15 protein-coding genes are annotated in these 19,360 nt (G+C 55.9%); 7 read left to right on the top strand and 8 right to left on the bottom strand.

Annotated features, from left to right (window positions below):
* Positions 1–13: 13 nt before the first annotated feature.
* Positions 14–784 carry an ABC transporter permease gene (locus tag ACR42C_RS03905; protein WP_023334536.1) on the bottom strand — a complete coding sequence of 257 codons (771 nt, stop codon included), beginning with the start codon at positions 782–784 and terminating at the stop codon, positions 14–16.
* Positions 781–1,707, bottom strand: coding sequence for an ABC transporter ATP-binding protein (locus tag ACR42C_RS03900; protein ID WP_479984783.1), 927 nt, complete (start codon positions 1,705–1,707; stop codon positions 781–783). Before ACR42C_RS03900 ends, ACR42C_RS03905 begins: the two co-directional genes overlap by 4 nt.
* Before the next feature lie 107 nt (positions 1,708–1,814).
* Here ACR42C_RS03900 and can point away from each other — a divergent pair, with 107 nt between their 5' ends.
* Positions 1,815–2,477 (top strand): carbonate dehydratase, encoded by a 663-nt coding sequence (gene can, locus ACR42C_RS03895; protein WP_014882586.1) that lies wholly within the window; start codon positions 1,815–1,817, stop codon positions 2,475–2,477.
* A 65-nt stretch (positions 2,478–2,542) separates the two neighbouring features.
* On the opposite strand, the gene hpt is transcribed toward can, so the two are convergent.
* Positions 2,543–3,079: a hypoxanthine phosphoribosyltransferase gene (hpt, locus tag ACR42C_RS03890; RefSeq protein WP_014882585.1), complete on the bottom strand. Its 537-nt coding sequence runs from the start codon at positions 3,077–3,079 to the stop codon at positions 2,543–2,545.
* Between the two features lie 208 nt (positions 3,080–3,287).
* Between hpt and ACR42C_RS03885 the strand changes: the two genes are divergently transcribed.
* Positions 3,288–5,678 carry a glucose/quinate/shikimate family membrane-bound PQQ-dependent dehydrogenase gene (locus tag ACR42C_RS03885; protein ID WP_116342554.1) on the top strand — a complete coding sequence of 797 codons (2,391 nt, stop codon included), beginning with the start codon at positions 3,288–3,290 and terminating at the stop codon, positions 5,676–5,678.
* Positions 5,679–5,768: 90 nt separating this feature from the next.
* On the opposite strand, the gene cueO is transcribed toward ACR42C_RS03885, so the two are convergent.
* The gene (gene cueO, locus ACR42C_RS03880) at positions 5,769–7,337 is read right to left on the bottom strand and encodes a multicopper oxidase CueO (protein ID WP_479984782.1); all 1,569 of its coding nucleotides are present in this window, start codon (positions 7,335–7,337) and stop codon (positions 5,769–5,771) included.
* Positions 7,338–7,482: 145 nt separating this feature from the next.
* Here cueO and ACR42C_RS03875 point away from each other — a divergent pair, with 145 nt between their 5' ends.
* The 3 genes from ACR42C_RS03875 (at position 7,483) to speD (ending at position 9,610) form a co-directional block, all read left to right on the top strand.
* The gene (locus tag ACR42C_RS03875; RefSeq protein WP_014882582.1) at positions 7,483–7,830 is read left to right on the top strand and encodes a YacC family pilotin-like protein; all 348 of its coding nucleotides are present in this window, start codon (positions 7,483–7,485) and stop codon (positions 7,828–7,830) included.
* A gap of 115 nt (positions 7,831–7,945) precedes the next feature.
* On the top strand, positions 7,946–8,815 hold the full coding sequence (gene speE / locus ACR42C_RS03870; RefSeq protein WP_028015536.1) for a polyamine aminopropyltransferase: 870 nt from the start codon (positions 7,946–7,948) through the stop codon (positions 8,813–8,815).
* Positions 8,816–9,610 (top strand): adenosylmethionine decarboxylase, encoded by a 795-nt coding sequence (gene speD / locus ACR42C_RS03865; protein WP_013095609.1) that lies wholly within the window; start codon positions 8,816–8,818, stop codon positions 9,608–9,610.
* A gap of 30 nt (positions 9,611–9,640) precedes the next feature.
* Here the strand turns inward: speD and yacL are convergent, their stop codons facing one another.
* Together yacL and acnB are read right to left on the bottom strand one after the other, a co-directional pair.
* Positions 9,641–10,003 carry a protein YacL gene (yacL, locus tag ACR42C_RS03860; protein WP_116342548.1) on the bottom strand — a complete coding sequence of 121 codons (363 nt, stop codon included), beginning with the start codon at positions 10,001–10,003 and terminating at the stop codon, positions 9,641–9,643.
* Between the two features lie 190 nt (positions 10,004–10,193).
* Positions 10,194–12,791 carry a bifunctional aconitate hydratase 2/2-methylisocitrate dehydratase gene (gene acnB, locus ACR42C_RS03855; protein ID WP_163330331.1) on the bottom strand — a complete coding sequence of 866 codons (2,598 nt, stop codon included), beginning with the start codon at positions 12,789–12,791 and terminating at the stop codon, positions 10,194–10,196.
* A gap of 684 nt (positions 12,792–13,475) precedes the next feature.
* Between acnB and ACR42C_RS03850 the strand changes: the two genes are divergently transcribed.
* Complete coding sequence (locus ACR42C_RS03850) at positions 13,476–14,999, top strand: DUF3300 domain-containing protein (protein WP_479984781.1); 1,524 nt, start codon at positions 13,476–13,478, stop codon at positions 14,997–14,999.
* Positions 15,000–15,009: 10 nt separating this feature from the next.
* Positions 15,010–15,801 (top strand): DUF2950 family protein, encoded by a 792-nt coding sequence (locus ACR42C_RS03845; protein ID WP_116342542.1) that lies wholly within the window; start codon positions 15,010–15,012, stop codon positions 15,799–15,801.
* A 53-nt stretch (positions 15,802–15,854) separates the two neighbouring features.
* Here ACR42C_RS03845 and lpdA read toward each other — a convergent pair whose 3' ends face one another.
* Both lpdA and aceF read right to left on the bottom strand, forming a co-directional pair.
* A complete protein-coding gene (gene lpdA, locus ACR42C_RS03840; RefSeq protein WP_023332094.1) occupies positions 15,855–17,279 on the bottom strand; it encodes a dihydrolipoyl dehydrogenase in 1,425 nt (474 codons plus the stop codon).
* Positions 17,280–17,454: 175 nt separating this feature from the next.
* Positions 17,455–19,350 carry a pyruvate dehydrogenase complex dihydrolipoyllysine-residue acetyltransferase gene (gene aceF / locus ACR42C_RS03835; RefSeq protein WP_479984780.1) on the bottom strand — a complete coding sequence of 632 codons (1,896 nt, stop codon included), beginning with the start codon at positions 19,348–19,350 and terminating at the stop codon, positions 17,455–17,457.
* Between the last annotated feature and the right edge of the window lie 10 nt (positions 19,351–19,360).

Raw genomic sequence — 19,360 nt, 5'->3', positions numbered from 1 at the left:
GCCGGGCAGGAGGCTAACTGCGCAGACCGCGCCCGCGCTGGATCAGATACCAGCACAGCAGGTAGAAGGCGATGATGAACACCACCAGCACCGCCACCGTGGTAAACAGCGGCACATCGGTAATGCCGAGGAAGCCAAAGCGGAAACCGCTGATCATGTAGACAATCGGGTTCAGGTGCGACAGCGCCTGCCAGAACGGTGGCAGCAGCGTCAGGGAGTAGAACACCCCGCCGAGATAGGTCAGCGGCGTCAGCACGAAGGTCGGGATCAGGCTGATGTCGTCAAACGTTTTGGCGAATACTGCGTTCAGCAGACCGGCCAGCGAAAACAGGATCGCCGTCAGGAGCAGCGTGAGCGCCACGAACAGCCACGAGTGCACCTGGAACGGGACGAAGAACAGCGAAATCGCCGTGACCAGGATCCCTACGCACAGCCCGCGCGCCACGCCGCCCCCCACGTAACCGGCGATGATGACGTGCGTCGGCACCGGTGCCACCAGCAGTTCTTCAATGTTGCGCTGGAATTTGGCGCTAAAGAACGACGACGCCACGTTGGCGTAGGCGTTGGTGATCACCGCCATCATGATCAGACCCGGCACGATAAACTGCATGTAGGTAAAGCCGTGCATTTCACCAATGCGGGAGCCAATCAGGTTACCAAAGATAATGAAATAGAGCGTCATAGTAATGACCGGCGGCACCAGGGTTTGCACCCAGATACGCATAAAGCGGTTAATCTCTTTCGCCCAGATGCTCTTCAGCGCGACCCAGTAAAGATGCGTCATGGCTTGTCTCCTTGTTTATCCTGCACCAGAGAGACAAACAGCTCTTCCAGTCGGTTCGCTTTATTACGCATACTTAATACCTGAATCCCCTGCGCGCTCAGCTGCGAGAACACGCTGTTGATCCCCTGCTCACGCAGCACTTCCACTTCCAGCGTCGAGGTATCTACCAGGCGATACTGGTACCCTTCAAGCTTCGGTAGCGGGCTTTTTGCCGCCAGATCGAGAATAAAGGTTTCTGATTTCAGCTTGGAGAGCAGATCCTTCATCGAGGTGTTTTCCACCAGCTCGCCGTGCTGAATGATGCCGATGTTGCGGCACAGCATTTCAGCCTCTTCCAGATAGTGGGTGGTCAGAATGATGGTAGTGCCCTTGTCGTTGAGATCTTTCAGGAAGCCCCACATGGAACGACGAAGTTCGATATCGACACCCGCAGTCGGTTCATCGAGGATCAGCAGCTTTGGCTCGTGCATCAGCGCACGGGCAATCATCAGGCGGCGCTTCATCCCGCCGGACAACATCCGCGCACGCTCGTTACGTTTTTCCCAGAGATCGAGCTGCCTGAGGTATTTTTCGCTGCGCTCCAGCGCTTCTTTACGCTCAACGCCGTAATAACCCGCCTGGTTAACGACAATCTGCTGCACCGTCTCAAACGGGTTGAAGTTAAACTCCTGCGGTACCAGCCCCAGCTGACGCTTGGCGTTGACCACATCTTTTTGCAGATCGTATCCGAACACGCTGACGCGGCCGGAGGTTTTGTTCACCAGCGAGCTGATGATCCCGATGGTGGTGGATTTCCCCGCCCCGTTCGGCCCCAGAAGCGCGTAAAAATCACCGGCCTCTACTTTTAGATCTATCCCGCGTAGCGCCTGAACGCCACCCGGATAGGTTTTTTTAAGCTGCTCAAGCTCCAGTGCAATTGCCATGAATTTAACTTACCTTCAGTTCTTACACACGTTGTGTGGTTTCATTAAAAGTCGGGTTACCCTATAGTAGCGCAACGCAATTACTTGGTTACAGGTCGCTAACCTCCATGAACGACATAGATACACTCATTAGCAACAATGCACTATGGTCAAAAATGCTGGTGGAGGAAGACCCCGGATTTTTTGGAAAACTGGCGCAAGCCCAAAACCCGCGCTTTCTCTGGATTGGCTGTTCCGACAGCCGCGTACCTGCGGAACGCCTGACCGGCCTTGAGCCCGGCGAACTGTTTGTTCACCGCAACGTCGCCAACCTGGTGATTCATACCGATCTCAACTGTCTTTCCGTGGTTCAGTATGCCGTTGACGTTCTGGAAGTCGAGCACATCATTATTTGCGGCCACTACGGCTGCGGCGGCGTGCAGGCGGCGGTTGAAAATCCGGAACTGGGGTTGATTGATAACTGGCTGCTGCACATCCGCGATATCTGGTTCAAACATAGTTCACTGCTCGGCGAAATGCCGCAGGAGCGACGCATGGACACCCTGTGCGAGCTCAACGTGATGGAGCAGGTATATAACCTTGGGCATTCGACCATCATGCAGTCGGCGTGGAAACGCGGGCAGAAGGTTTCAATCCACGGCTGGGCGTACGGTATTCACGATGGCCTGCTGCGCAATCTGGAAGTCACCGCCACCAACCGCGAAACGCTGGAGCAGCGTTACCGTTCTGGGATTGCCAACCTCAAGCTTAAGCATGTGAACCATAAATAAACAAAGCCGGGGGTTTTCACCCTCTCCCCGTGGGAGAGGGCAGGGATGAGGGCATCAGCCCGCTATTACTCGTCCAGCAATACCACTTTCCCGACATACGGCAGATGACGATAACGCTGCGCGTAGTCAATGCCGTAACCGACGACGAATTCGTCCGGAATCGAGAAACCGACAAACTCCACCGGCACCTGCACTTCACGGCGGTCAGGTTTATCCAGCAGAGTACAAATCGCCAGAGATTTTGGCTCACGCAGGCTCAGGATCTCGCGCACTTTTGACAGCGTGTTGCCGGAGTCAATAATGTCTTCAACGATCAACACATCTTTGCCACGAATATCTTCATCCAGATCTTTCAGGATTTTCACATCACGGGTTGTGGACATGCCGCTGCCGTAGCTGGAGGCGGTCATAAAATCGACCTCGTGCGGCACCTGCACTTCACGGCACAGGTCTGCCATGAACATGAAAGAGCCACGCAACAGGCCCACCAGCACCATTTCGCTGCCGCTGTCCTTGTAATGTTCGGTGATTTGACGACCCAGTTCGGCGATACGCGCTTTGATCTCGGCTTCCGGGATCATCACTTCAACAGTATGTTTCATATTACTAACCATATGATTTTAATGAAAATCTCTCAATGCAGGTGAATGTATTTCCGGCATCGATACGCAAGCCAGCCATTATACCAGCAAATGGATAACCCTGGCGCATGAGTTATAAAAAGCAAATATTGTGATTCCGATCACACTTGTTAATACCTATAATTAGTTGCTAGCAAATTATTAACAAAAACTGACGAGTACACTTTCTATGGCTGAAACAAACTCTAAACAGCCGCGTCTACTGGTGACACTAACAGCGCTATTCGCCGCCTTCTGCGGCCTGTACCTGTTAATCGGTGGCGTCTGGCTGGTCGCGATCGGCGGCTCCTGGTACTACCCGATTGCGGGCCTGGTTATGCTTGGCGTAACCGTCCTGCTCTGGCGTAGAAAACAATCCGCACTGTGGCTCTATGCCGCACTGCTCCTCGCCACGATGATCTGGGGCGTCTGGGAAGTCGGCTTCGACTTCTGGGCACTGACCCCGCGCAGCGACATCCTGGTCTTCTTCGGTATCTGGCTGATCCTGCCGTTTGTCTGGCGTCGTCTGATTGTCCCTTCCAGCGGTGCCGTTGCGGCGCTGGTGGTAGCGCTGTTAATCAGCGGCGGCATCCTGACATGGGCAGGTTTTAACGACCCACAGGAGATCAACGGCACGCTGAACGCGGAATCCACGCCTGCGGCAGCTATCTCTCAGGTGGCGGACGGCGACTGGCCGGCCTATGGTCGTAACCAGGAAGGTCAACGCTACTCCCCGCTGAAGCAGATCAACGCGGACAACGTTAAAAACCTGAAGGAAGCCTGGGTATTCCGTACCGGCGACCTGAAGATGCCAAACGATCCGGGCGAGCTGACCAATGAAGTGACCCCGATTAAAGTGGGCAATATGCTCTACCTGTGTACGGCGCACCAGCGTCTGTTCGCGCTCGACGCGGCCACCGGTAAAGAGAAATGGCACTTCGATCCGCAGCTAAACTCCAACCCGTCCTTCCAGCATGTCACCTGCCGTGGCGTTTCTTACCACGAAGCGCGTGCCGATAATGCCAGCCCGGAAGTGATTGCCGACTGCCCGCGCCGCATTATGCTGCCGGTGAACGATGGCCGTCTGTTCGCCATCAACGCAGAAACGGGCAAGCTGTGTGAAACCTTTGCCAACAAAGGCATCCTGAATCTGCAGACCAACATGCCGGACACCACGCCGGGTCTGTATGAGCCAACCTCGCCGCCAATCATCACCGATAAAACCATCGTGATTGCCGGTTCGGTAACGGATAACTTCTCCACGCGTGAAACCTCCGGCGTTATCCGCGGTTTCGACGTGAACACCGGTAAACTGCTGTGGGCCTTCGACCCGGGCGCGAAAGATCCAAACGCGATCCCGTCGGACGAGCACACCTTTACCTTCAACTCGCCAAACTCCTGGGCGCCAGCCGCGTATGACGCGAAGCTGGACCTGGTCTATCTGCCAATGGGCGTGACCACGCCGGATATCTGGGGCGGTAACCGTACGCCGGAGCAGGAACGTTATGCGAGCGCTATCGTGGCGCTGAACGCGACCACCGGTAAGCTGGCGTGGAGCTACCAGACCGTTCACCACGATCTGTGGGATATGGATATGCCGTCCCAGCCGACGCTGGCCGACATTACCGTAAACGGCAAAACCGTGCCGGTCATTTACGCTCCGGCCAAGACGGGCAACATCTTCGTCCTGGATCGCAGCAACGGTAAGCTGGTTGTGCCGGCACCGGAAAAACCGGTTCCACAGGGTGCCGCAAAAGGCGACTACGTCAGCAAAACCCAGCCGTTCTCTGACCTGAGCTTCCGTCCGAAGAAAGACCTCAGCGGTGCAGACATGTGGGGTGCCACCATGTTTGACCAGCTGGTGTGCCGCGTGATGTTCCATCAGCTGCGCTATGAAGGCATCTTCACGCCGCCGTCTGAGCAGGGCACGCTGGTCTTCCCGGGTAACCTGGGGATGTTCGAGTGGGGCGGTATCTCCGTTGACCCGAACCGTCAGGTGGCGATTGCCAACCCAATGGCGCTGCCGTTCGTTTCTCGTCTGATCCCACGCGGTCCGGGCAATCCGATGGAGCAGCCGAAAGACGCGAAAGGCAGCGGTACCGAAGCCGGTATTCAGCCGCAGTATGGCGTGCCGTTTGGCGTGACCCTGAACCCGTTCCTGTCTCCGTTTGGTCTGCCGTGTAAACAGCCGGCCTGGGGTTACATCTCCGGTCTGGATCTGAAAACCAACCAGATCGTCTGGAAAAAACGTATTGGTACGCCACAGGACAGCATGCCGTTCCCGATGCCGGTTCCGGTGCCGTTCAATATGGGTATGCCAATGCTGGGTGGCCCTATCTCCACCGCCGGTAACGTGCTGTTCATCGCGGCAACCGCAGATAACTATCTGCGCGCGTACAACATGACCAACGGTGAAAAACTGTGGCAGGGCCGTCTGCCGGCCGGTGGACAGGCAACGCCGATGACCTATGAAGTGAATGGCAAGCAGTACGTTGTCATCTCTGCGGGTGGTCACGGCTCGTTTGGCACTAAGATGGGCGATTATATCGTCGCGTACGCATTGCCGGACGAAGGCAAATAAAAGCAAAACGGCAACTTCGGTTGCCGTTTTTGTGTTTGTTCCCTCTCCCTGTGGGAGAGGGTCAAGGTAAGGGCATCAGGCCGCTCTGCTTTAAACCGTGAACCCCAGCATCATCCCCGTATCTTCGTGCTCCAGCAGATGACAGTGGGCCATATAGGCAAACTCTTTCGGCGCGTCGTGGTCAAACTTCACCAGCACCTCGCTGACGCCGCCTTCTACTCTCACCGTATCTTTCCAGCCTGCGCGATGCGCATCCGGCGCTTTGCCGTTCTCAGAAAGAATGCGGAACTGGGTACCGTGGATGTGGAACGGGTGCAGCATCATGTCGCCTTCGCCTGAAATCACCCAGCGCTCAAACTGACCTTTAGTGGCACCAAACATCGGCGCGTTCATGTCGAACGCTTTGCCGTTGATCGTGTTGGCGTTGTGGAAATCGAACCCGTGACCACCGTGATCCATGTTCCCCATGCCGCCCATTTTGCCGTGATCCATATTCATATGGCCCATCATCTGCCCGTGGTGCATCCCCGCCATCGCCTGATTGCCATACTTCTTCATCAGCGCCTGCATGCCCATCATGTCCAGCATCGGATCCATGGCAAGCTGAAGCTTGCGCTGCGTAAGGCCATCCAACGACGGGAGAGCAGGCAGCGTGGCTAAGGTGTCCGGCAGCGTACCAGAGGCCGTGACCTGTAGCGGCTGAATGCGCAGCACCGGATGCGGTTTATCAAACGGCGCAACCGCCATCCCCATCTGGCTGACCGGCAGCGTTACCAGGTCGAACGGCTTGCCGTTGCTGATGTCCACCAGCACTTCGAAGCGTTCGCCCATGAGCATCGGCAGCTCGCTCACCTTCACCGGCTCCGGCAGCAGGCCGCCGTCGCTCGCCACGACATACAGCGGGCGCTTATCGCTGGCAGCAAAATTCAGCGAACGCGCGTTACAGCCGTTAAGCAGACGTAAACGCAGCCAGCCTTTCGGCGCGGCATGCTGCGGATAGATCGCGCCGTTGGCCAGCAGCGTATCGCCGAACCAGCCGACCGCCGCGCTCATCACGTCCAGCTGATAGTCAATCTGGCCGTCCGCGGTGAATTTTTTGTCCTGCACAATCACCGGCACGTCGTCGATGCCCCACTGTTTCGGCAGGCGCAGCAGGCGGCTATCGTCGTCTTCAATCAGCACCAGCCCCGCCAGCCCCATCGCTACCTGATGGCCCGTTTTTCCATGCTGATGCGGGTGGAACCAGCAGGTCGCCGCGCGCTGGTCAGGCGTAAAGGTGACGCTACGTTTGCCACCGGCCTTGATAACCCCCTGCGGTCCACCGTCTACTTCGCCCGGGACTTCGAGCCCGTGCCAGTGCAGAGTGGTCTCTTCAGCGAGCGTATTGTGGATATCCACCGTCACCGCCTTCCCTTTACGTAACTGAAGCGCCGGACCGAGCAAATTGCCGTTATAGCCCCACGTCGTAGCGTTGTTCTCGCCGAACGTCGTTTTACCGGCCTGAACAACAAGCTGGATACGGCTGCGGGCGTCTGCGGTCAGTAAGTCAGGGATGGGTAAGGCAGGCCTGTCAGCCGCAAAAACCGCGCGGCTCCAGAGTGGTAATGCGCTGGCAGCCCCCAGCACAGCGGAATATTTTAAAAAATCACGACGTTGCATGTTCATTTCCTTATTTCCAGCAGGCGATCTTTTGAGCATAAACCCTCCCCTTACCGGAAGGTCAAGTAAAGCGGCAATAATAAAGATCGTCGCACTGGCATCAAGTATGCTAACGTTAATTTTCCGTGAAGAAGTGGTAGAAGCAATGAAGACGTTTTTCAGGACAATTTTGTTCGGAAGCCTGATGGCAATGTGTGCGAACAGCTATGCGCTCAGTGAAAATGAAGCGGAAGATATGGCCGATTTAACGGCGGTTTTTGTATTCCTGAAAAATGATTGTGGCTACCAGAATTTACCCAACGGGCAAATTCGCCGCGCGCTGGTCTTTTTCGCCCAGCAAAACCAGTGGGATCTCAGCAACTACGACAGCTTTGACATGAAGGCGCTCGGTGAAGACAGCTACCGCGACTTGAGCGGTATTGGCATTCCCACGGCTAAAAAATGCAAAGCGCTGGCTCGCGATTCGCTCAGCCTGCTCGCCTACGTGAAATAACCTTCCCAACGCCCCCTGTTGAACCTATAACCGTGCAACCACGGTTATAGTTAGCTATCATGTTTCGCTCATTTTTTATGAGTGTTACGGAAGTTAACAAAGGAGGAGTCCGCGTATGGCCGACCACACGTTGTGGCATGAAACACTGCATGACCAGTTTGGTCAGTACTTTGCCGTTGATAACGTGCTCTATCATGAGAAAACCGATCACCAGGATCTCATCATTTTCGAAAATGCCGCCTTTGGCCGCGTGATGGCGCTGGACGGCGTCGTGCAAACGACCGAGCGCGACGAGTTTATCTATCATGAAATGATGACCCACGTTCCGCTGCTGGCCCACGGTCACGCGAAGCATGTCCTGATTATCGGCGGCGGCGACGGCGCAATGCTGCGCGAGGTTTCCCGTCATCGGTCCATTGAAACCATCACCATGGTGGAGATCGATGCGGGCGTGGTCTCGTTCTGCCGTCAGTATCTGCCCAACCACAATGCCGGCAGCTATGACGACCCGCGTTTTAATCTGGTCATTGACGACGGCGTTAACTTCGTTAACCAGACCACGCAGACCTTCGACGTCATTATCTCCGACTGTACCGACCCCATCGGCCCCGGCGCGTCGCTGTTTACCTCCTCGTTCTACGAAGGCTGCAAGCGCTGCCTGAACCCTGGCGGTATCTTCGTCGCGCAAAATGGCGTCTGCTTCCTGCAGCAGGATGAAGCCCTCGACAGCCATCGTAAGCTGAGCACCTATTTCGGCGACGTCAGCTTCTATCAGGCGGCCATTCCGACGTACTACGGCGGGATCATGACCTTTGCCTGGGCGACGGATAACGACGTGCTGCGCCATCTCTCCACCGAAATTATTCAGGCCCGCTTCCATCAGGCCGGTCTCACGTGTCGGTACTACAACCCGGCCATTCATACCGCAGCGTTTGCTCTGCCGCAGTACCTGCAAGACGCATTATCCACTAAGGGGGTGAGCTAATTGAAAAAGCTTAAACTGCATGGCTTTAACAACCTGACCAAAAGCCTGAGTTTTTGTATTTACGATATCTGCTATGCCAAAACAGCGGAAGAACGCGATGGTTACATCGCCTATATCGACGAACTCTACAACGCCAACCGTCTGACCGAGATCCTGTCAGAAACCTGCTCGATCATCGGTGCGAACATCCTGAATATCGCCCGACAGGATTATGAACCTCAGGGTGCCAGCGTGACCATTCTGGTCAGCGAAGAGCCGGTCGACCCAAAGCTTATCGACAAAACTGAACACCCGGGCCCGCTGCCGGAAGTGGTCGTCGCCCATCTGGACAAAAGCCATATCTGCGTGCACACCTACCCGGAAAGCCACCCGGAAGGCGGGCTGTGCACGTTCCGCGCGGATATTGAGGTGTCGACCTGCGGCGTGATTTCCCCGCTGAACGCGCTGAACTATTTAATCCACCAGCTGGAATCGGACATCGTCACGATTGATTATCGCGTGCGCGGTTTCACCCGCGATATCAACGGCATGAAGCACTTCATCGACCACGAGATCAACTCCATTCAGAACTTTATGTCCGAGGACATGAAATCGCTGTACGACATGATGGACGTGAACGTGTATCAGGAAAACATCTTCCATACCAAAATGTTGCTTAAAGAGTTCGACCTTAAGCACTACATGTTCCACACAAAGCCGGAAGATTTAAGCGAAGAAGAGCGCAAGGTCATCACCGACCTGCTCTGGAAAGAGATGCGCGAAATCTACTACGGCCGCAATATTCCGGCCGTGTAAGTGTTGCCCGGAGCAGGGATGCTTCGGGAGTTACTTCTGTTTCATGAACTCACGGTAGGCATTCACGACCTGCAGGAAGTCTTCCACGCCGCACAGCGAAAGGCTCTCTTCGTCGTAGTAGCTCATCCCCTCTTCCATCTCGTCACCTGAAAACTCGAGCTGGTTAGCGCGCACCATCACCTCTTCGCCATCCATCCACAGCGTGTATTCATGTCCGGCGCGTTGCCAGGAGCGTTCACTGCCTTTTACCGTCTTCGCCGCCTGTTCGACTTCATCCAGCAGCGCGAGGTTCTCTTTCACCTCTTCGTTAAACCAGTGTCCAACGGCTTCGTGCCCCATCGACATACGCACTTTCACCACGCCGGTGATGTCGCGCAGAAATTCGTAATCCATAGCATTTTCCTCTGCAAAGCCATTAGGGTAATTATCGCAGCAGAGAGGAAGAAAAAAAGCGGGAGAGGTGGGAGGAATGAAAATAAAAAGGTGAGAGCAAGATCCTGCGGCCTGATGCCCTCACCCCGTCCCTCTCCCGTGGGAGAGGGTGCAAACACTAAAAACCGTCTCGTAGAGACGGTTTTGCTGTTTATACTGCCGTCTGGAAGATAACCCCGTCGGCCTTCTCGGTGTACTGAGAGAGCTGGTCGAAGTTCAGATAGCGGTAGGTATCCACCGCCGTCTTATCAACCTGAGCCACGAAGGTCTGGTACTCTTCCGGCGTTGGCAGTTTGCCAATCAGCGCCGCAACCGCCGCCAGCTCCGCAGAGGCCAGGTAGACGTTCGCACCGGTACCTAAACGGTTCGGGAAGTTACGGGTTGAGGTGGAGACCACCGTCGCACCGTCGGCCACGCGCGCCTGGTTACCCATACACAGGGAACAGCCAGGGATTTCGATACGCGCGCCGCTCTTACCAAACACGCTGTAGTAGCCCTCTTCGGTCAGCTGCGCCGCATCCATACGGGTTGGCGGAGCCACCCACAGACGGGTCGGCAGCTGGCCTTTATGGGTATCCAGCAGCTTACCGGCAGCACGGAAGTGGCCGATGTTGGTCATGCAGGAGCCGATGAACACTTCGTCGATCTTCTCGCCCTGAACCTCAGACAGCGGACGTGCGTCGTCCGGATCGTTCGGTGCACACAGGATTGGCTCTTTGATATCCGCCAGATCGATGTCGATCACCGCCGCGTATTCTGCGTCAGCGTCGGCTTCCAGCAGCTGCGGATCCGCCAGCCATTTTTCCATGCCCTGAATACGACGCTCCAGCGTACGACGGTCGCCGTAGCCTTCCGCAATCATCCACTTCAGCAGCACGATGTTGGAGGTCAGATACTCAACAATCGGCTCTTTGTTCAGCTTGATGGTACAGCCCGCCGCAGAACGCTCTGCGGAGGCATCGGTCAGCTCGAACGCCTGCTCCACTTTCAGATCCGGCAGACCTTCAATTTCCAGGATACGGCCGGAGAAGATGTTTTTCTTCCCTTTCTTCTCAACGGTCAGCAGGCCCTGTTTAATCGCATACAGCGGGATCGCGTGAACCAGGTCGCGCAGGGTGATGCCCGGCTGCATTTTACCTTTGAAGCGCACCAGCACCGACTCAGGCATGTCCAGCGGCATTACGCCGGTCGCCGCAGCAAACGCCACCAGACCGGAGCCCGCCGGGAAGGAGATACCGATTGGGAAACGGGTGTGGGAGTCACCGCCGGTACCGACGGTATCCGGCAGAAGCATGCGGTTCAGCCAGGAGTGGATCACGCCGTCACCCGGACGCAGGGAGACACCACCACGGTTCATGATGAAGTCAGGCAGCGTGTGGTGCGTGGTTACGTCAACCGGCTTCGGATAGGCCGCCGTGTGGCAGAATGACTGCATTACCAGGTCAGACGAGAAGCCCAGGCACGCCAGGTCTTTCAGTTCATCACGGGTCATTGGGCCCGTGGTGTCCTGAGAGCCCACGGAGGTCATCTTCGGCTCGCAGTACGCGCCAGGACGGATACCGGCAACGCCGCACGCGCGACCCACCATTTTCTGTGCCAGCGAGAAGCCGCGGTTGCTTTCCGCAACGTCTTTCGCGTGGCGGAAAACGTCCGAGTGCGGCAGACCCAGCGCTTCACGCGCTTTGGTGGTCAGGCCACGACCAATGATCAGCGGGATACGGCCACCGGCGCGCACTTCGTCGATCAGCACGTCAGTTTTCAGCTCGAAGCTTGCCAGCAGCTCGTTGGTCTCGTGGTTACGCACTTCGCCTTTGAACGGATAGACGTCAATCACGTCGCCCATGTTCAGGTTGCTCACATCCACTTCGATCGGCAGCGCGCCCGCATCTTCCATGGTGTTGAAGAAGATTGGCGCAATTTTGCCGCCGAGGCACAGGCCGCCGCCGCGCTTGTTTGGCACGTGCGGAATGTCGTCGCCCATGAACCACAGCACGGAGTTGGTGGCGGACTTACGGGAAGAGCCGGTACCGACAACGTCACCGACATAGGCCAGCGGGAAACCTTTCTTCTGAAGCGCTTCGATCTGTTTGATCGGCCCAACAACGCCTGGCTGATCCGGCTCAATGCCTTCACGGGCGTTTTTCAGCATCGCCAGGGCGTGCAGAGGAATATCCGGGCGAGACCACGCATCCGGCGCCGGAGAGAGGTCATCGGTGTTGGTTTCACCGGTCACTTTAAAGACGGTGACGGTGATTTTTTCAGCGAGCGCTGGACGGTTCAGGAACCATTCGGCATCAGCCCAGGACTGCATCACCTGCTTCGCATAGACGTTGCCCGCTTTGGCTTTTTCTTCTACGTCGTAGAAGTTATCGAACATCAGCAGCGTGGAAGAGAGCGCTTTAGCGGCAATCGGTGCCAGCTTGTCGTTATCCAGCGCGTCAATCAGCGGATGAATGTTGTAACCACCCTGCATGGTGCCGAGCAGTTCAATGGCTTTTTCAGGAGTAACCAGTGGGGAGGTGGCTTCGCCTTTGGCGATAGCAGCAAGGAATCCGGCTTTTACGTAGGCAGCTTCATCTACGCCAGGCGGTACGCGGTTGATCAGCAGATCTAACAGGAATTCTTCTTCGCCCTCAGGCGGGTTCTTCAGCAGCTCGACGAGCGCGGCCATTTGGGTTGCATCTAAAGGTTTGGGTACAATTCCCTCGGCGGCACGTTCTGCTACGTGCTTACGGTATTCTTCTAGCACGACGGTTCTCCTCGCTCTCATTGTCATATGCGGCGGGCGTTCTCTTCACGCTCCTGTGAGACAGCAGTTTGTAGGGTAAATGCCCGATACCGCGTCGGGCAGCATAGCAGGATTTCTGCACAGTGTTAATCCGTTTACAAAAAAGCAACATTAAAAAATTTGCTGAATCGTTAAGCATGGTGTAGCGGGGGGTCGAGATGAATTTTGGGTACAAAAAAACCGCCTGGTAGCGGTTATTTTGTTGCCTTGCGGTGGTAGCACACCGGGCTGGCAGATTTGCGGCAATGCACTCGGCATGAATAATGTTCCTGAGTATGCAGATCCGCAAGCACATATTTTATGTTTACGAGCTGCCATCCAGTTTCGAATGAAAAAGGATGAAACTGCATTTCACCTATTTTCAGTCCATTTCGGCTGTAATACTGTTGCCCCCGGCCTGCTTCGCTGGTGTAGCAACCAGTCACCGGGCCATGAACTAGCTGCTGGCCGCTCGCAAGAGCGGCCTTCTGAATTCCCTCCGGTTTTTCCCGCATCGCATATAATTGCGTAATAAATACTCACACTCTTTATCCGGACACACCGAACGCTTCCCAATAAAAGTCAAAAAAGTAAAAGACGTGTAATTGATACTCACGCCAACCGTAACGCCTCACGGCACAGCGCTTGTCTCATCGGAGTCATTTTATGAAGTTGCCTTTTAAGCCTCACCTGCTCGTCCTTCTGTGCAGTGCCGGGCTGTTTGCCGCCTCGGGCGTGATGTTTGTCAAAGGCCGCGCAACGGAGCCCGCTGCGCCTGCCCCCGTCGCACAACAGCCAGCTGCACCGGCGCCTGCCGCAGCCCAGCCTGCTCCGGTTGTCGCGCCAACCTACACTGCCGCGCAAATCGACCAGTGGGTTGCCCCCATTGCGCTCTATCCGGATGCCCTGCTGTCGCAGATTTTAATGGCGTCAACCTATCCGTCTAACGTTATCCAGGCGGCGCAGTGGTCAAAGGACAATCCTAAAATGCAGGGTGATGCCGCCATTCAGGCGGTGGCCAATCAGCCGTGGGATCCCAGCGTGAAATCGCTGGTCGCGTTTCCTCAGCTGATGTCGCTAATGGGTGAAAATCCGCCGTGGGTACAAAATCTGGGGGATGCGTTTCTCGCGCAGCCGAAAGACGTGATGGATTCGGTGCAACGGTTGCGCCTGCTGGCGCAACAAGCGGGTGTGCTGCAATCCACGCCGCAGCAGACGGTCACCACCGTCACGAAGCCCGCACCGGCAAAAACAACATCAACAACGGCAACGGAAACAACCAGCAATCCGACGGTCATTAAAATTGAATCCGCCGATCCGCAGGTGGTTTACGTTCCCACCTATAACCCGAATACGGTTTACGGTACATGGCCCAACACCACTTACCCGCCGGTGTATCTCCCGCCCTCCCCCGGCGAGCAATTCACCGACAGCCTGGTCAAAGGTTTGGGTTTCAGTCTCGGGGTCGCAACAACCTACGCCATCTTCAGCAATATCGACTGGGATGATGACGATGACTGGGATCATCACCACGACGACTGGGAAAATCACGGCGGCTATAGCCACAACGGTGATAACAACATCAATATTAACGTTGATAATTTCAACAGAATCAGCGGGCAGCATCTCACCGATATCAACCGCACATGGCAGCACAATCCGGCCTATCGTGAGGGCGTTCCCTACCCGAATAATCAGTTGGCTAACCGTTTCCACTCCACCAATACAGCCACAGGGCTAAGCGCAACGCAGCAAAAGCCGGTTAATCGCGACAGCCAGCGCCAGGCCGCGCTCAGCCAGATGGAAAAATCAACGGGAAAAACCTTCCCGCACACCGGCACGCGGGATGCTCAGCGTCTGGCCTCGACGCAACAGTTAGCGCAGATTTCGCAGCGCAATAACTATCGCGGGTATGACGCCAGGCCGCAGACTGTAAAACGCGCGAGTACACCGCAGCGTGAAAATCACCAGACTGCCGTGCACAGACAGGGGAAGCGGGCTTCACAGACGGTACAGCAGCCAGCCAGGCAGCATCGTGCCAATGCGCTGAGCGGCAACGACAGCCGCTCCGCCAACTGGCAGGCGCAGCAGCAGCGAGGTGCACAGAGTCGGCAGCTCGCTGCTCGTCAACAGCAATCGCGCCAGGTTTCTGGCGAACGTGTAGAACGCCGTGAATTCCGTCATCGTTAAGGGAGCCGACATGAAAAGTAAATTACTCAGTGGAATAGTATTATTCATGGCTTCGGCGACCGTTATGGCGCAGCAATCCTTCAGTTCGCCAGAACAGGCAACCAATGCGCTGGCAAGCGCCATCAGCGAGCAAAACGAAAGTGCGATGAACAATCTGCTCGGCGAAAACTGGCGCGATTTTCTGCCGCCTGAAGGCGTTGATCCGGATGCGGTCGATCGCTTCCTGCGCGACTGGAACGTCCGTCATAGCACCGTTGTCGAAGGGGATACGGCGCATCTTGTGGTCGGAAACAGCGGCTGGCAGCTTCCCATCCCGGTGATCAAAACCGCCTCCGGCTGGCAGTTTGACATCAAAGAAGGGGCCGAGGAGATCCTGACCCGCGAAATTGGGCGTAACGAGCTCGCCGCCATCGAAGCCCTGCATGCCTACGTAGATGCCCAGCAGAGCTATTTTGCGATGAACCAGAAATACGCGCAGAAGATTGTCAGCTCTGAAGGGAAAAAGGACGGTCTGTACTGGCCCGTCTCGCCCGGAGAAACGCCGAGCCCGCTTGGCCCTGCGTTCAGTCCGAAAGAGCCGGGGGCGGGTTACCACGGCTATCGCTTCCGCATCCTGCCGGATAATCACGGTTTTGCGATGGTGGCCTGGCCGGTCAGCTATGGTCAGACGGGCGTAATGAGCTTTGTGATTAACCAGGACGACAAGGTGTACCAGTCCGATCTCGGCAGTGATTCAGAGCAGAAAGCCCGTGCGCTAGCCGCCTACAGCCCTGATAAAACCTGGCAGCCGGTGGCGCCCTAAACGCAGCGCATAAAAAAAGCGGCCATTGGCCGCTTTTTTTCATCTGAAGAAACTTATTTCTTCTTCGCTTTCGCGTTTGGCAGGTCGGTGATGCTGCCTTCAAACACTTCAGCCGCCAGGCCCACGGACTCGTGCAGAGTTGGGTGAGCGTGGATGGTCAGCGCGATGTCTTCCGCATCGCAGCCCATTTCGATAGCCAGACCGATTTCACCCAGCAGCTCGCCGCCGTTGGTGCCGACAATCGCACCACCGATCACGCGGTGAGTCTCTTTGTCGAAGATCAGTTTGGTCATACCGTCAGCACAGTCAGACGCGATAGCACGGCCAGAAGCAGCCCACGGGAAGGTGGCGGTTTCGTAGCTGATGCCTTTCTCTTTCGCTTCTTTCTCGGTCAGACCGACCCATGCAACTTCTGGCTCGGTGTACGCGATAGATGGGATGACTTTCGGATCGAAGTAGTGCTTCATGCCGGCGATAACTTCAGCGGCAACGTGACCTTCGTGAACACCTTTGTGCGCCAGCATTGGCTGACCGACGATATCGCCGATAGCAAAGATGTGCGGCACGTTAGTGCGCAGCTGCTTGTCAACGCGGATGAAGCCACGGTCGTCCACTTCCACGCCAGCTTTGCCCGCGTCGAGGTTTTTACCGTTCGGCACACGACCGATAGCCACCAGCACGGCGTCGTAACGCTGTGGTTCGGATGGGGCTTTTTTGCCTTCCATGGAAACGTAAATACCGTCTTCTTTCGCTTCAACGGCAGTCACTTTGGTTTCCAGCATCAGGTTGAATTTCTTGCTGATGCGTTTGGTGAAGACTTTAACGATGTCTTTGTCGGCAGCCGGGATAACCTGGTCGAACATTTCAACCACGTCAATGTCTGAACCCAGCGCATGGTACACGGTACCCATTTCCAGACCGATGATACCGCCGCCCATGACCAGCAGGCGCTTAGGAACGGTTTTCAGCTCCAGAGCATCGGTGGAATCCCACACGCGTGGATCTTCATGCGGAATGAATGGCAGTTCAATTGGGCGAGAGCCTGCCGCGATGATCGCGTTGTCGAAGTTGATCACGGTTTTGCCGTTTTCGCCTTCAACTTCCAGGGTGTTCGCACCGGTGAATTTACCCAGACCGTTTACCACTTTCACCTTACGGCCTTTGGCCATACCCGCCAGACCGCCGGTCAGCTGAGTGATAACTTTCTCTTTCCAGGTACGAATTTTGTCGATATCGGTTTTCGGCTCGCCGAAGACGATACCGTGTTCAGCCAGCGCTTTGGCTTCTTCGATAACTTTCGCTACGTGCAGCAGCGCTTTCGAAGGGATACAGCCGACGTTCAGACAAACACCGCCGAGGGTGCTGTAACGTTCTACGATGACGGTTTCCAGACCTAAATCCGCTGCGCGGAATGCTGCGGAGTAACCTGCTGGGCCTGCCCCAAGTACTACGACCTGAGTTTTGATTTCTGTGCTCATCATGACCTCTTAATTTATACCCGTCGTCCACCGGGTCGTTCTATCCGCCCGTATTTTACAAAATTGTTAACAATTTTGAAACAACAAACGGCTCACGAATTATCGCTTTCACCCATAACCTCATAAACCCCATGAGGTTATCAGAAAAAAGCCGGCCGAGCGGCCGGCTTTTCGATTACATCACCAGGCGGCGAATGTCGCTCAGGGTGTTGTTGATGATGGTGATGAAACGTGCACCATCAGCACCGTCGATCACGCGGTGGTCGAAGGACAGAGAGATTGGCATCATCAGACGCGGCACGAACTCTTTGCCGTTCCACACCGGCTCCATCGCGGACTTGGACACACCGAGGATAGCCACTTCCGGCGCGTTAACAATCGGCGCGAAGTGGGTGGTACCCAGGCCGCCGATGCTGGAGATAGTGAAGCAGCCGCCCTGCATTTCGCCGGCAGTCAGCTTACCATCACGCGCTTTTTTGGAGATGGTGGTCAGTTCACGGGACAGCTCAGTGATGCTCTTCTTGTTCACGTCTTTGAAGACCGGAACAACCAGACCATTTGGCGTATCAACCGCAACACCGATGTTGATGTATTTCTTCAGCGTCAGCTTCTGACCGTCTTCGGACAGGGAGCTGTTGAAGCGTGGCATCTGCTCAAGGGCAGCGGCAACGGCTTTCATGATGAAGACCACTGGGGTGAATTTCACGTCCAGCTTACGCTTCTCAGCTTCGGCGTTCTGCTGTTTACGGAACGCTTCCAGATCGGTGATATCGGTTTTGTCGAAGTGCGTAACGTGCGGGATCATCACCCAGTTACGGCTCAGGTTCGCACCAGAGATTTTCTGAATGCGGCCCAGCTCCACTTCTTCGATTTCGCCGAACTTGCTGAAGTCCACTTTCGGCCATGGCAGCATGCCCGGGATACCGCCGCCAGCGGCTGCAGCTGGTGCAGCTTCGGCGCGTTTCACCGCGTCTTTCACGTAGGTCTGCACGTCTTCGCGCAGGATACGACCCTTACGGCCGGTTCCTTTCACTTTCGCCAGGTTCACGCCGAACTCGCGCGCCAGGCGGCGAATCAGCGGGGTAGCGTGGACGTACGCGTCGTTTTCAGCGAACTCAGATTTTTCTGCTTTAGCAGCAGGAGCTGCAGCGGGTTTAGCAGCCTGAGCCGGTGCAGCAGCCGGTGCTGGAGCAGCCGCGGCAGCTGGAGCTGCTGCAGGCGCAGCGCCTTCCACTTCGAAGATCATGATCAGAGAGCCGGTAGACACTTTGTCGCCGGTGCTGATTTTGATCTCTTTAACGGTACCGGCGAACGGCGCAGGGACTTCCATAGAAGCCTTGTCGCCTTCAACGGTGATCAGTGACTGTTCAGCGGCAACTTTGTCGCCCACTTTTACCATCACTTCGGTCACTTCAACTTCGTCACCGCCGATGTCCGGTACGTTAACGTCTTTCGCGCCGCCAGCAGCCGCTGGTGCAGCCGCCGGAGCCGGAGCAGCAGCCTGTGCAGGCGCGGCAGAAGGTGCAGCACCCGCCACTTCGAAGACCATAATCAGGGAGCCGGTAGACACTTTATCACCGGTGTTGATCTTGATCTCTTTAACGGTACCGGCGAACGGCGCCGGCACTTCCATAGAGGCTTTATCGCCTTCTACGGTGATCAGTGACTGCTCGGCCGCAACGGTATCGCCCACTTTTACCAGGATCTCAGTGACTTCAACTTCGTCACCGCCGATGTCAGGCACGTTCACTTCTTTCGCGCTCGCGGCAGCTGCTGGAGCAGCGGCGGCCGGAGCGGCTTTCTTCTCTTCCTGCGCAGGTGCAGCAGCTGCTGCACCGTCGGCGGAATCGAAAATCATGATCAGTTTGCCGGTCTCGGTTTTATCGCCAACAGAGACTTTGATCTCTTTAACGATGCCAGCCTGAGGAGACGGGACTTCCATAGAGGCTTTGTCGCCTTCTACGGTGATCAGCGACTGTTCAGCTTCAACTTTGTCGCCAACTTTGACCAGGATCTCGGTGATTTCAACTTCATCAGCCCCGATGTCCGGTACATTGATTTCGATAGCCATTATTCTTTTA

It is taken from the genome of Enterobacter sp. MG-EB028 (assembly GCF_056673305.1).
The sequence above is the reverse complement of the archived record's forward strand: the minus strand, read 5'-3'. Positions and strand labels throughout refer to the sequence as shown.